The organism is Methylibium rhizosphaerae, assembly GCF_006386545.1.
GTDB lineage: Bacteria > Pseudomonadota > Gammaproteobacteria > Burkholderiales > Burkholderiaceae_C > Pseudorivibacter > Pseudorivibacter rhizosphaerae.
The window spans coordinates 25,602-39,555 of the sequence record NZ_SWAR01000033.1; the positions used below are offsets into that span (position 1 = coordinate 25,602).

Below are 13,954 nucleotides of genomic sequence, written 5' to 3' on the forward strand. Positions count from 1 at the left end.
TCACTGCAGCGTGCAGAACTTCACAACCGAGAGGGCGAGGGGCACCGGGGTTTTGACGCTCTGTTTTTCGTCAAAAAGTCCCGCTCCATATGGGAACTTTTCCCATCAGAAGGACCAGTTGCAGCCCAATCCGGGCTGGATCGCACCGGGGCGGATCCGCCGCCTCCCGGCTGACCACCGTTCGTGATTTTTTTCACGGTAGTTTGCAACATGCACACACCCGCACTTACAAGTCTGTGACGGTTCGTTGGCGCCCCACAACGAGACCCTGAATCCCTGCGAAATCAGCTGTGGCAGCATCCCGCCAGATATTCAAGGCGGCCATTTCCGATGAGGCTGCCGCTGGCAAGAAATCCGGCAGTCGAATTAGATTCGGCTCCGGCCGTTTTCCGGGAAAACCCCTTGATGGCCCATATGGACAGGTTTCACAAACTCTTCGTGGCTGCCGCCGCCGGCGTGCTGTCCTGCGTGGCCATGGCGCAGCCCGCATCGAGGGAACAGCTCAAGGGCCTCGACGAGCAGGTGCAGGACATCAAGAAGGACGTGCTGGCCATCTCGTCGGAACTGCAGCTGCTCGAGGAAAAGCTGCTCTACCCGTCGAACTCGCAGGTGTCGCTGTTCGTGAGCCTCAAGGGCGCCGGCAAGCTGCGCCTCGACGCCGTGCGGCTCAAGATCGACGGGCAGGACGCCGCACACCACATCTACACCTTCAAGGAGCTCGAGGCCCTGCAGGGCGGCGGCATCCAGCGCCTGCACACCGGCAACGTGCGCACCGGCGAGCATTCGCTGGAGGTGGCGGTGATCGGCAAGCACGGCGATACCGACTTCCAGCAGGTCGCGACCTACCGCTTCAAGAAGGCGGTGGAGCCCAAGCTGCTCGAGATCGTGGTCGACCGCTCCGAAGCCTCGGCCAAGGCCATCCAGTTCAAGGAATAGCCGGCCGTGCTGCGTCGAACCCTATGCCTCGCGGCGCTGGTGCTGGCCAGTCCGCTGGTGCTGCCGGCGCCACCGGCGCAGCCGGCCCGCGCCAGGGACCTCTACCTGGGAGAGGCCTACTTCCATGCGGCGCAGGGCCACTACCTCGACGCCATCAGCCGGCTCGACACCGAGCTCTGGCAGTACCACCGCATCGATGAGCCGAAGCTCGACCCGCTGCACTACCGGGTGAACCAGGCGAACTTCTCGGTCGGTGATTTCGAGCTCTCGTACCGCATGCACCAGCAGGCCGGCCGCGCCGTCAAGGCGGTGCTCGAAGGCGCCGTCGAAGAACCCATCCGCAACGAGGCGGCCTGGCGGCTGGCGCGCATCTTCATGCAGAAGGGCGATGCCACCTCGGCCCTCGCGGCCATCGAGCGGATCAAGGGCCGCATCCCCGAAAGGATCAAGGACGAAGAGCAGCTGCTGCGCGGGCAGGTCTACCTGCACGTCGGCCGCTTCCCGGAAGCCATCCGGCTCTTCCGCGAGCTGAAGGCCCGAAAGGGCTACGAGGGATACGCGAGCTACAACCTGGGCATCGGCTTGATCCAGAGCGGCCAGGAAGCCGAAGGCCTGACCGAGCTCGGCAAGGCCGGCCAGCTGGCCACCGACGACGAGGCCACGCTCGCCATCCGCGACAAGGCCAACCTGCTGCTGGGCAACCATCTCATCTCCGCCGATCGGCCGGCCGAAGCCAAGCAGTACCTCGACCGCGTGCGAGTGAGCGGCCCCTACTCCAGCAAGGCGCTGCTGAGCTCCGGCTGGGCCGACGCCGCCGAGGACCGGTTCGAGCAGGCACTCGTGCCCTGGTCGCTGCTCGTCAAGCGCAACAGCACCGACAAGGCCGTGCAGGAAGGCATGCTCGGCGCGCCCTATGCCTACAACAAGCTCAAGCTGCACGGCCGGGCAGCGCAGCTGTATGCCGCCGCCTTGCAGAGCTTCGGCGGCGAGCTCGCCAAGCTCGATGCCTCGCTCAAGAGCGTGCGCGACGGCAAGTTCCTGAAGGCCCTGGTGCGCAACGAAGGCCGGCTCGACAGCAACTGGGTCGTGCGGCTGCGCGAGCTGCCCGAGTCGCCCGAGACCTACTACCTCACCGAGCTGATGGCCTCCAACGACTTTCAGGAGTCGCTGCAGAACTACTTCGACCTGGAGGAGATCCGCCGCAGGCTGGCCGCCTGGGGCGACTCGCTCGACGCCTTCGGGGAGATCATCGAAGTGCGCAAGCGCTACTACGACGAAGCGCTGCCGCCCCTGGACCGGCGCTTCCAGGCGCTCGATTCGCAGATGCGCCTGCGCCTCGAGCAGCGCCAGACCCTGCACGAGCGCCTGCAGAAGCTGCTGGTGGCGCCGCGCCCCGACTTCCTGCAGACCGCCGATGAACGCCTCGCGCGCGAGCAGCTGGCGCAGCTCGCCGAAAAGGCCGGCCGCGACACCAGCGAGGCAGGGGAACAGACACGACGTCGCATCGAGCGGCTGCAGGGCCTGCTGCACTGGAACATCCACACCACCTACAACGAGCGCCTCACCCAGGCCTACAAGAACCTGCATGCGCTCGACGCCGAGGTGGCGGCCCTCGACACCGTGCATCGCTCCTTCGTGCGCGAGCGCCAGGCGGCGACACAGGCCTACAAGGGCTATGACAAGCCGCTGGCGTCGCTGCGCCGTCGGGTGCAGGAGGCGCGCACCCGCGTGTCCACCCTGATGGCACGGCAGGGCAGCATCCTCGAGGCGATGGCGGTGCAGGAGTTCGAGCAGCGCCGCGCCCGCCTGGAGGAATACCAGGTGCAGGCCCGCTTCGCGCTTGCCGAGAGCTACGACCGCGCCAACAAGAGCCAGGAGGGCGACGCGAAATGAGCCGCCGCCTGCGCCGCCTGTCCCTGCCCTGCCTGGTGGCCCTCGCCTCGTGCGCCTCGCACAACGGCGACACCACCGGCTCCATCGGTGAGCTGCGCCGCAGCAGCCCCGACCTCACCGACGTCAAGATCGACGGCAGCACCGACCTGGCCATCCACAGCTACCGCGAGTTCCTGGAACGCACCCCGGAAGGCGGCATGACGCCCGAGGCGCTGCGCCGCCTGGCTGACCTCAAGATCCAGAAGGAATACGGCACGCTGGAGGGCGTCAAGCGCAACCAGGAGAAGGCCGCGCGCCGCGAGGCCGCCGATGCCGCGCCCGCGCCGGCGCCCACCCCGGTGGCGGTTGCCGCCGCCGCGGCGGTGCAGCCGAAGGCCGCGGCGCTGGCGCCGCGGCCGGTAGGCCGAAAGACTGCCGCCACGAAGCCCGCAGCGAAGAGCAAGACCGCAGCTGCGACCACCAGGGAATCGAGCCGCGACTTCGAAGCTCGTGCGACGCAGGCCGACGCGATCAAGGCCGCGAGCCCGGCCCCCGTCGGGTCGCCCGACGGCACGCCGGTCGAGCTGCAGGGCGAAGCCGGCGAGGCGATCGCGCTCTACCAGAAGCTGCTTGCCCGGCACCCGCACTACGAGCGCAACGACCAGGTGCTCTACCAGCTCTCGCGCGCATATGACGAGCTCGGCATGACCGACCAGGCGATGGGCGTGATGAACCGCATCGTCAAGGAGTACCCCAAGTCGCGCTACGTCGACGAGGTGCAGTTCCGCATCGGCGAGTACTGGTTCACCCGCAGGAAGTGGCTCACTGCCGAGAAGGCCTATCTCTCGATCGCGGACAAGGGCGCCGCCTCGCAGTTCTACGAGCTGTCGCTCTACAAGCTGGGCTGGACCTTCTACAAGCAGGACATGTACGACGAAGCGCTGCAGCGCTTCACCGCCCTGCTCGATCACAAGATCAGGACCGGCTACGACTTCGACAAGCCCAAGGACGCGCTCGAGGCACAGCGGGTGGACGACACCTACCGCGTCATCAGCCTCGCGTTCTCGAACCAGGGCGGCTCGGAAGCCGTCAACGCCTATTTCGACAAGCTGGGCAAGCGCAGCTACGAGGTCAACGTCTACGGCAACCTGGCCGAGTACTACCTCGACAAGCTGCGCTACAACGACGCAGCCGTCACCTACAAGGCCTTCGTGAAGCGCGAACCCTTCCACAAGGTCGCGCCGCACTACGACACCCGCGTCATCGACATCTACAAGCGCGGCGGCTTCCCCAAGCTGGTGATTGATGCCAACAAGGAATTCGTCGTCGCCTACGGGCTGAAGTCGCCCTACTGGCACCACTTCGACATCAAGGACTCGCCCGAAGTGGTGGGTTATGTGAAGGCCAGCCTCAAGGAGCTGGCCAACCACTACCACGCGCTGTACCAGGAAAAGAAGTTCGAGAAGGACAAGCCCGAGAACTTCCGCGAGGCGATGCGCTGGTACCGCGACTACCTCGCCTCCTTCCCGAAGGAAGCCGAGTCCCCGGCGGTGAACCACCAGCTGGCCGAGCTGCTGCTGGAGAACGCCTCGTTCGCCGAGGCGGCGGTCGAGTTCGAGCGCACGGCGTACGACTACCCGGCGCACGAGAAGTCCGCCGAGGCCGGCTACGCCGCGGTGTATTCGCACCGCAAGGGCCTGGCCGCGGTGGCGGCCGAGCAGAAGCCTCGCGCCGTGCAGGAGACGATCCGCAGCTCGCTCAAGTTTGCCGAGACCTTCCCGCGGCATGAGAAGGCGGCGCCGGTGATGAGCGCGGCGATCGACGACATCTTCGAGGCGAAGGACTACGCCCAGGCGGCCTCGAACAGCCGCAAGTTCATCGCCATGTTCCCGAATGCCGAGCAGCCGTTGCGCCGCACGGCCTGGATCACGCTGGCGCACTCGTCGTTCGAGCTCGCCCGCTACAAGGATGCCGAGGAAGCCTACGTGCAGTCGCTGCCGCTGGTGGCCGAGGGCGACAAGGCGCGCACCAACCTCATCGAGAACCTGGCGGCCGCCATCTACAAGCAGGGCGAGGAAGCCGGCCGGCAGGGCGACCACAAGACCGCTGCGCAGCACTTCCTGCGGGTGGCCCAGGCCGCCCCGACCTCGAGCATCCGCCCCAACGCCGACTACGACGGCGCCGCGGCGCTCATCCAGCTCAAGGACTGGGACGGCGCGGCCCAGGCGCTCACCGCCTTCCGCAGCAACCACCCGGGCCACAAGCTGCAGCCCGAGGTGACCAAGAAGGTGGCGCACGTCTACCGCGAAGCCGGCAGGCTCGCGCTGGCGGCCGCCGAGTACGAACGCGCCGAGTCGGAGTCGAAGGACCCCGAAGTGCGCAGCGCCGCCCTGCAGCTGGCCGGCGACCTGTACGTGCAGGCCGGCGAAGCCGACAAGGCGGTGGCGGCCTATCGCCGCTACATCGCGAACTTCCCCAAGCCGCTGGACGTCGCGGTGGAGACGCGCTTCAAGGTGGCGGGCCTGCTGAAGTCGCGCAACGACACCGCGGCCCATCACGCCGAACTCAAGGCCATCGTCAGTGCCGATGCGGCCGGCGGCAAGGACCGCACCGACCGCACCCGCTACCTCGCGGCCTCATCGCTGCTGGTGCTCACCGAGCCGGTGTTCGAAGACTATGCGCAGATCCGCCTGGTGGAACCCTTCGACAAGAACCTCGCCCGCAAGAAGACCGCGCTCAAGCAGGTGAAGGACGGCTTCGAGGCCATCCTGCGCTACGAGATCGGCGAGACCACCGCAGCGGCCAGCTATTACCTGGCCGAGATGTACTACGACTTCAACCGCTCGCTGGTGGAGTCGCAGCGGCCGCGCAACCTGAGCGCGGCCGAGAAGGAGCAGTACGAGCTGGCCCTCGAGGAGCAGGCCTACCCGTTCGAGGAAAAGGCCATCGAGGTGCACCAGAAGAACACCGACCTGGTGAAGCTGGGCGTCTACAACAAGTGGGTCGACAGGAGCTTCACCAAGCTCGCCAAGCTGCTACCGGCGCGTTTTGCGAAGTTCGAGGAAAGCAGCGGCTGGGTCGAGACATTCAACCGCCAGGCCGCCTTCGACCGCCTCACCGAAAAGCGCGTGCCGGTGGTGGTGGCCGCAGCGCCGGCGCCTGCCGTGCAGGAACCGGTGGCGCCCGTGCAGGCAGCCGAACAGTCACCGCCTGAAGCGCGCGACGGCACGGCTGCGAAGAACGAGCAGAGCGCGCCGCCTCCCGCTCCTGTCGCCTCGAAGGCGACCCCGGCCCCCGCCCGCAAGGGAGCCCGCAAGAAATGACCCCCGCTGCCAACTCACGCACCGGCATGGCACCTCCTGTCCTGCTGCTGGCCCTCGCGCTTGCCTTGCAGGGCTGTACCACCGCGCCGCAGGCCCCCAGAGCACCCTCGCCTGCCGCGTCGGCGCAAGGCCCGGCAGCGGCCGCGCCGGTCACGCCGCAACAGCAGGCCGACCTCGACGCGGCCATGGCCCTGGTGAAGGCCGCGCAGTACGACCGCGCCGCGGAGGCCTTCGCCAGGCTGGCCGCCGCCCTGCCCGACAACCCCATTCCGCCGATCAACCTCGCGCTCGTCCACAAGCAGCAGGACAAGCCCGAGCTGGCCGAGGCCCAGCTCAGGAAGGCGTTGGCCATCGAACCCGGCAACCCTGTCGCAGGAAACGAGCTCGCGCTGCTGTACCGCAAGGCGGGGCGCTTCTCCGAAGCGCGCACCGCTTACGAGCAGACGCTGGCGAAGCACCCGCACTTCGCGATGGCCCACAAGAACCTGGGTGTCCTGTGCGACCTGTACCTGAAGGACTACGCATGCGCGATCGACCACTACCAGCGCTATGCCGAGAGCGCACCGAACGACAAGACCGTGCAGATCTGGATCGCCGACCTGCAAAAGCGCAACGGCGCGAAAGGCCCGCAATGACGGCGAAGGTCCTCTGCATCGCGAGCCTGCTGCTGTGCGCCGGCGCAGCCATGGCACAGGACAGGCCCAAGGCCGACAAGCCCGCCGTCAAGGCCGCCGAGTCCGAGGCCAAGGAGGTCTCCGGCATGTCCATCGTCGGCAACAGCGAAACGCCCAAGTCGCTGACCATCATCCCGTGGAAGAGCTCGGAAATCGGAAGGGACACCGACTTCAGGTCGAGTCTGCTGAGCCAGGAGATCGCCCCCATCGACAAGCCATCGTTTCTACGCGGACTCGAGTTCTACAAGCTAAGCCAACGCAACTAATGTCAGTCGAAGGAGTTTGACAATGGAGTACCTTTCGGGAGCCATCAGGTTCATTGCCGCGGGCGGCATCTGGGTGATCCCCATCATCGTGGTGGGCTTCATCGGCCTGGGCGTCGTCGCCGAGCGCTATTTCGTGCTCACCCGCGCCACCCGCGCCAACCGCCGCACCTGGGAACAGATCCAGCCGCTGCTGCATGAAGGCCAGTTCGACAAGGCCCGCGAGATCACCCGCGAGGACAAGTCGGCCGTCGCCACGCTGCTCAACGCCGGCCTCGAGAACGAAGGCGTGGTGCGCCGTCGCAACGACATCGAGCTGGCGATGGAGGAAGTGCTGCAGTCGATCGCACCGCAGTTCGAGAAGCGCATCTCCTACCTGTCGCTGTTCGCCAACCTGGCCACGCTGCTCGGCCTGTTCGGCACCATCGTGGGCCTGATCGGCGCGTTCGCTGCGGTGGCCACCGCGGCGCCGTCGGAGAAGTCGGCCCTGCTGTCGATGTCGATCTCCGAAGCCATGAGCTGCACGGCCACCGGGTTGCTGATCGCGATGCCGATGCTCACCTTCAGCCTGCTGCTCAACACCAAGGCCAGCCACATCGTGGCCGGCCTGGAGATCGCCGCCCTCAAGACGATCAACATGATCGTTCGCGCCGGCGCGACCGCCCGCATCTCGCACCTGCACGACTATGCTGAAAAGAAAGCGTCATGAGTCGGAGGAGCTGGAGCTCACGACCCTGCTGAACATCCTGGTCGTGCTGGTCTCCTTCCTGCTGCTGTCGGCGGTCTTCTCGAAGGTCACCATCCAGGAACTCAACATGCCGCCGCAAGGCAGCGGCCCTGCCGAGGCCGGCAAGGAGCTGGCCCCGGTGGTGATCGAGGTCATGGTGCGCAAGGACGGCCTGGAGATCGGCAACGGCAAGGAGGTGACCGACCGCCTGCCGAAGCTGGGTGACCGCTACGACACGGCCGGCCTGTCGCAGAAGCTCAAGCTGCTGAAGGACCAGTACCCCGGCAAGCGCGATGCGATCCTGCTGGTGGAACCCGACATCGGCTACGCCGCCATGATCGCCGTGATGGACGCGCTCAAGTTCGTCGAGATCCGCGGACCGCGCGAAGGCTCGCAGCGGCTTCGCATCACGCTGTTTCCCAACGTGACGGTGGGGGATGCGCCATGAGGTACCAAGTGACAGCCAATCCGAGCGGGGTGCAGGCATGAGCATCGTCTTGGGCAAACGCCGCAAGGCGCACAAGGAAAACAAGGGCGACTCGGCCGGCATGATGCTGACGTCCCTGATGGACATCTTCATCGTGCTGGTGCTCTACCTGCTGGTCAACCAGGGCACCGGCGTCGAACTCGACCCGCCGGAGAACGTGATCCTGCCGATCTCGGGTGTGGACACCGCGCCGCGGCAGTCGGTGGTGGTCGTGCTGTCCGACCGCGACGTGCGGGTGCAGGGCCAGAGCGTGGTGTCGATGGCCGAGGTGGTGGCCAGCGACGAGCTCGAGATCGCGCCGATCCGCCAGGCCATCGAGCGCATCAAGGCCGAGGCCGAGCAGCGCGCCGACCAGAACGGCATGCATACCGAAGTCACGATCGTGGCCGACCAGTTCGTCCCTTTCAAGGTGCTCAAGAAGGTCATGCTGTCCAGCAGCAATGCCGGCTTCGGAAAGATCTCCTTCGCCGTGAACCAGATGTAAAGACCAACGGGGATCTCCCGCCGTGACTACAACAACCCTGTCCCTGCAAGAGCAGACGCTCGGCATCGCGAAGGTCAGCCGCATCCTCGATGTGCTCGAGCAGCGCCGCGCCGAGCTCGATGCCGAGCTCGAGACCTGCGCGGGCGAACGACGCAAGTTCCACCTGCTCGGCACCATCCTCGACTCGCTGGGCGAGCTCGACGCCGCCGGGGCTGCCGACCTGTTCTGGCATCGCGACATCACCAGCTATTCGCCGGACCGGCAGCTGCAGAAGGCGCGCGAACAGGTGGCCGCCTTCGAGGACAAGGTCGCCGACGTCCAGCTGCGCCGCGAGCAGGTCCAGCACGAGATCGACGTCGAGACCGGCACACTGCGCCGCCTCAACACCGAGCTGGTCGAGCTGGAGGAAGAGGCCGAGGCCCAGCGCCAAGAATTCCATGTCTTCCGCGACCCGTCCGAGATCCCGTACCGGCCGCTGGTGATGCCGTGGTCCCGCAACGGCGAGGACGACCGGCGCTATCGCAAGGTGTTCCTGGCGAGCCTGCTGGTCTCGCTGTCGGTGGGTTCGGTGGTGTTCCTGTTCAAGCCGGCACATGAGAAGCGGCAGGATCAGTTCATCCCCGACCATGTGGCCGAGCTCATCGTCAAGAAGAAGGAAGAGCCGAAGAAGCAGGAGCGCAAGCCGCAGGACTACAAGGCCGGCGACCGCACGCCGGCGCCCAGGTCAGCGAGCCCGCAGGCCGCCCGGCAGGCGCAGGCGGCCGAAAACGACGCACGCCCGCCCGGCCCGCTGACCGACAACCCGACCGGCACGCCCGATGCGCAGCAGGTGGCGCGCGCGTCGGCCCAGACCAAGGGCGTGCTCGCGCACCAGAACGAATTCGCCGGGCTGATCGACAGCTCGGGGCCGGTGAAGGTGGGAGCCGAGGGCGTGGTGTCGACCACCGGCCAGATCGCACCCGGAACGGCCACGACCCGCTCGCTCATCGTGTCGCAGGTGGGCGCCGGCAGCGGCGGCATCAACGTGGCCGCCATCAGCCGCAACGGCAACGGCGGCGGCGGCGCGGGCGGTGCCGGCACCGGCACCGGCGGCGGAGGCGGCGGCAACGGCTTCGGGGGCAGCGGCCTCGGGGGCGGCGGCAGCAGCAACGCCGGCGGGGGCGGCGGCGGCGTCAAGGTGGCCAAGGTGCAAAGCACCACCGGCACAGCGATGGCGGATGCCCGGCCGCTCAGCCAGGGCGCTGCGCCTTCGCGCACCGACGAGGAGATCCAGATCGTGTTCGACCGCTACAAGGCGGCGCTGTACCGCATCTACAACCGCGAGCTGCGCAACGACCCGAGCCTCAAGGGCAAGATGGTGCTGCGCCTCACCATCGAGCCCGACGGCCAGGTGTCGGCCTGTGCCGTGAAGTCGACCGACCTCGCCTCGCCCACCTTGTCGGCCGAAGTCGTCGAGCGGGTGCTGAAGTTCAACTTCGGCGCCAAGCAGGGCGTGCCGCCGATCACGATCACCTACCCGATCGACTTCCTGCCGGCGGCGTGATGCGCCGGCCGCGGCGGCCTGCCTCCCGGCGGCCGCCGCCCCGGCTCACTTCTGGCCGGTGAACGGCACGACGTTGTCGCTGCCGTGGGCACCGAAGGCCTGGTCCTTCAGCTGGGCCAGCTGATCGCGGATGCGGGCCGCCTTCTCGAATTCGAGGTTGCGGGCGTGCTCGAGCATCTGCTTCTCGAGCTGCTTGATCCGCTTGCCGAGGTCCTTCTCCGAAAGCGCCTCGATCTCGGCGGCCTGCTGGGCCTTCTGGTCGTCCTTGGCCTGGGCCGAATAGACGCCGTCGATCATCTCCTTGACCTGCTTCTGCACGCTGCGCGGCGTGATGCCGTGCGCCTCGTTGTGGGCGACCTGCTTGGCGCGGCGGCGCTCGGTCTCGTCGATGGCTCGGCGCATCGAGTCGGTGATCCGGTCGGCATACAGGATCGCCTGGCCGTTCACGTTGCGGGCCGCCCGGCCGATGGTCTGGATGAGCGAGCGCTCGGCCCGCAGGAAGCCTTCCTTGTCGGCATCGAGGATGGCCACCAGCGACACCTCGGGGATGTCGAGGCCCTCGCGCAGCAGGTTGATGCCCACCAGCACGTCGAAGGTGCCCAGCCGCAGGTCGCGGATGATCTCCACCCGCTCGACGGTGTCCACGTCGGAGTGCAGGTACCGGACCTTCACGCCGTTGTCGGCCAGGTAGTCGGTGAGCTGCTCGGCCATGCGCTTGGTCAGCGTGGTGATGAGCACCCGCTCGTTCTTGGCCACACGGTCGTGGATCTCCTGCAGCACGTCATCGACCTGGTGGGTGGCCGGCCGCACCGTCACCACCGGATCGATGAGGCCGGTGGGCCGCACCAGCTGCTCGACCACCTGCCCGGCGTGTTCCTGCTCGTAGGCGGCCGGCGTGGCCGACACGAACACCACCTGCCGCATCTTGGTCTCGAACTCCTCGAACTTGAGCGGCCGGTTGTCCAGCGCCGACGGCAGCCGGAAGCCGTATTCGACCAGCGTGGTCTTGCGCGCCCGGTCGCCGTTGAACATGCCGCCCAGCTGGCCGATGAGCACATGGCTCTCGTCCAGGAACATGAGCGAATCCTTCGGCAGGTAGTCGACCAGCGTGGGCGGCGGGTCGCCCGGCATGGCGCCCGACAGGTGGCGGGTGTAGTTCTCGATGCCCTTGCAGTGGCCCACCTCCTGCAGCATCTCGAGGTCGAAGCGGGTGCGCTGCTCCAGGCGCTGCGCCTCCACCAGCTTGCCGGCCTTCACCAGCTCGTCGAGGCGCCAGCGCAGCTCTTCCTTGATGGTGCCGATGGCACGCAGCACCTGCTCGCGCGGCGTGACGTAGTGGCTCGACGGGTAGACCACGAAGCGCGGCACCTTCTGGCGGATGCGGCCGGTCAGCGGGTCCAGCAGCGAGAGCGACTCGATCTCGTCGTCGAACAGCTCGATGCGGATGGCGAGTTCGGAGTGTTCGGCGGGGAACACGTCGATGGTGTCGCCGCGCACGCGGAAGGTGCCGCGCGAGAAGTCCATCTCGTTGCGCGTGTACTGCATGGTGATGAGCTGCGCAATGATGTCGCGCTGGCCCACCTTGTCGCCGGTGCGCACGATCATGCGCATCTGGGTGTAGTCCTCAGGCTTGCCGATGCCGTAGATCGCGCTCACCGTGGCCACGATCACCGTGTCGCGCCGCTCCAGGATGCTCTTGGTGGCCGACAGCCGCATCTGCTCGATGTGCTCGTTGATGGAGCTGTCCTTCTCGATGAACAGGTCGCGCTGCGGGACGTAGGCCTCGGGCTGGTAGTAGTCGTAGTAGCTGACGAAGTACTCGACCGCGTTCTTCGGAAAGAACTCCCGGAACTCGCTGTACAGCTGCGCGGCAAGCGTCTTGTTGGGCGCGAACACGATGGCCGGGCGGCCCAGCTGCGCGATCACGTTCGCCATCGTGTAGGTCTTGCCCGAGCCGGTGACGCCCAGCAGCGTCTGGAACACTTCGCCGTCGCGCACGCCCTCGACCAGCTGCGCAATGGCGGTGGGCTGGTCGCCGGCCGGCGGGTAGGGCTGAAACAGCTGGAAGGGCGAATCCGGGTAGCTGACGAATTGGCCCGGCTTGGCGGCGCCGGCGTCGGGAGCGTTGACTTCGGTGAGGTCGGGCATGGGGCTTAAAATTGAGGCAGTTCCGCTCGCCACAAAGCTGCCTGGACACGCGCGGATCACGCGGATCGGCAGGGCGGCCGACGAGACTAGCCGATTCCCCTTCCCCTGACCACTGACAAGGACTGACCTTCCATGGCTTCGCTGTTTGCCGCCGTCGAGATGGCGCCCCGTGACCCCATCCTGGGCCTGAACGAGCAATTCAATGCCGACCCGAACCCGAACAAGGTGAACCTCGGCGTGGGTGTCTACTACGACGAAAACGGCAAGCTGCCGCTGCTCAAGTGCGTGGAGGCGGCCGAAAAGCAGATGGCCGAGGCGCCCAAGGCGCGCGGCTACCTGCCCATCGACGGCATCGCCGCCTATGACAAGGCGGTCCAGGGCCTGGTGTTCGGCGACAGCAGCGAGGTGGTGACCGGCGGCCGCGTGGCCACGGTGCAGGGCCTGGGCGGCACCGGCGGCCTGAAGGTCGGCGCCGACTTCCTGAAGAAGGTCAACCCGGATGCCAAGGTGCTGATCAGCGACCCGAGCTGGGAGAACCACCGTGCGCTGTTCACCAGTGCCGGCTTCGTGGTCGAGTCCTACCCGTACTACGACGCGGCCAGGAAGGGCGTGAACTTCGACGGCATGCTGGGCGCGCTGAAGGCGGCCGCGGCCGGCACGGTGGTCGTGCTGCATGCCTGCTGCCACAACCCGACCGGCTATGACATCACCTCCGAGCAATGGGCACAGGTCGTCGACACGGTGAAGGCGCAAGGCCTGGTGGCCTTCCTCGACATGGCCTACCAGGGCTTCGGCGACGGCATCGCCGAGGACGGTGCGGTGATCGGCCAGTTCCTGGCCGCCGGCATCGACTTCTTCGTCTCCACCTCGTTCTCGAAGAGCTTCTCGCTCTATGGCGAACGCGTGGGTGCGCTCAGCGTCGTGTGCGAAAGCAAGGAAGAAGCGGCTCGCGTGCTGAGCCAGCTGAAGATCGTGATCCGCACCAACTACTCGAACCCGCCCACCCACGGCGCCCAGGTGGTGGCCACCGTGCTCACCACGCCCGCGCTGCGCAAGCAATGGGAAGAGGAGCTCGCCGGCATGCGGGTGCGCATCAAGGCCATGCGCACCGCCCTGGTCGAGAAGCTCTCGGCCGCCGGGCTCAAGCAGGACTTCTCCTTCATCACCTCGCAGAAGGGCATGTTCAGCTACTCCGGCCTCACCAAGGAGCAGATGCAGCGCCTGCGCAGCGAGTTCGGGATCTACGGCGTCGATTCGGGTCGCATCTGCGTCGCGGCCCTCAACGACAAGAACATCGACGCGGTGGTCAAGGCCATCGCCGCGGTCGTCTGAACGACGCGCTGCCTGCGAAAAAGGGCCCTCTGGGGCCCTTTTTCTTTGATTTGGACTGGTTTGGTACGTGTTTTCCCGGTTAGCCAGACGTGCGGACCGGCGGCGGCCTTCATAGAATGTTGCGGCGCACCACCTCGGTTGCGCATCCAACCCCCCGGAGCTCAC

General features: G+C 66.9%; 11 protein-coding genes. 10 read left to right on the top strand and 1 reads right to left on the bottom strand.

Features of this window, described 5'->3' with window-relative positions:
- Nucleotides 1–414: 414 nt before the first annotated feature.
- The 9 genes from E8D38_RS20715 to E8D38_RS20755 are packed head-to-tail and all read left to right on the top strand — an operon-like array spanning nucleotide 415 to nucleotide 10,309.
- Nucleotides 415–936, top strand: coding sequence for a hypothetical protein (locus E8D38_RS20715; protein WP_219851816.1), 522 nt, complete (start codon nucleotides 415–417; stop codon nucleotides 934–936).
- Nucleotides 937–942: 6 nt separating this feature from the next.
- Nucleotides 943–2,829: a tetratricopeptide repeat protein gene (locus tag E8D38_RS20720; RefSeq protein WP_140635114.1), complete on the top strand. Its 1,887-nt coding sequence runs from the start codon at nucleotides 943–945 to the stop codon at nucleotides 2,827–2,829.
- Complete coding sequence (locus tag E8D38_RS20725) at nucleotides 2,826–6,131, top strand: tetratricopeptide repeat protein (RefSeq protein ID WP_140635116.1); 3,306 nt, start codon at nucleotides 2,826–2,828, stop codon at nucleotides 6,129–6,131. The genes E8D38_RS20720 and E8D38_RS20725 overlap by 4 nt, the downstream gene beginning before the upstream one ends.
- Entirely contained in the window at nucleotides 6,128–6,766 is a 639-nt protein-coding gene (locus E8D38_RS20730) for a tetratricopeptide repeat protein (protein WP_140635120.1), read from the top strand. Before E8D38_RS20725 ends, E8D38_RS20730 begins: the two co-directional genes overlap by 4 nt.
- Complete coding sequence (locus E8D38_RS20735; RefSeq protein WP_140635122.1) at nucleotides 6,763–7,071, top strand: hypothetical protein; 309 nt, start codon at nucleotides 6,763–6,765, stop codon at nucleotides 7,069–7,071. Before E8D38_RS20730 ends, E8D38_RS20735 begins: the two co-directional genes overlap by 4 nt.
- A gap of 22 nt (nucleotides 7,072–7,093) precedes the next feature.
- Complete coding sequence (locus E8D38_RS20740) at nucleotides 7,094–7,777, top strand: MotA/TolQ/ExbB proton channel family protein (protein WP_140635124.1); 684 nt, start codon at nucleotides 7,094–7,096, stop codon at nucleotides 7,775–7,777.
- Complete coding sequence (locus tag E8D38_RS20745) at nucleotides 7,755–8,243, top strand: biopolymer transporter ExbD (RefSeq protein WP_140635126.1); 489 nt, start codon at nucleotides 7,755–7,757, stop codon at nucleotides 8,241–8,243. The genes E8D38_RS20740 and E8D38_RS20745 overlap by 23 nt, the downstream gene beginning before the upstream one ends.
- A 37-nt stretch (nucleotides 8,244–8,280) precedes the next feature.
- Nucleotides 8,281–8,766 (top strand): ExbD/TolR family protein, encoded by a 486-nt coding sequence (locus E8D38_RS20750; RefSeq protein WP_181179313.1) that lies wholly within the window; start codon nucleotides 8,281–8,283, stop codon nucleotides 8,764–8,766.
- A 22-nt stretch (nucleotides 8,767–8,788) separates the two neighbouring features.
- A complete protein-coding gene (locus tag E8D38_RS20755; protein ID WP_140635132.1) occupies nucleotides 8,789–10,309 on the top strand; it encodes an AgmX/PglI C-terminal domain-containing protein in 1,521 nt (506 codons plus the stop codon).
- A gap of 45 nt (nucleotides 10,310–10,354) precedes the next feature.
- Here the strand turns inward: E8D38_RS20755 and uvrB are convergent, their stop codons facing one another.
- Entirely contained in the window at nucleotides 10,355–12,457 is a 2,103-nt protein-coding gene (uvrB, locus tag E8D38_RS20760) for an excinuclease ABC subunit UvrB (RefSeq protein WP_140635134.1), read from the bottom strand.
- 132 nt (nucleotides 12,458–12,589) lie between these two features.
- Between uvrB and E8D38_RS20765 the strand changes: the two genes are divergently transcribed.
- The gene (locus tag E8D38_RS20765; protein WP_140635136.1) at nucleotides 12,590–13,789 is read left to right on the top strand and encodes an amino acid aminotransferase; all 1,200 of its coding nucleotides are present in this window, start codon (nucleotides 12,590–12,592) and stop codon (nucleotides 13,787–13,789) included.
- The last annotated feature ends 165 nt before the right edge of the window (nucleotides 13,790–13,954 follow it).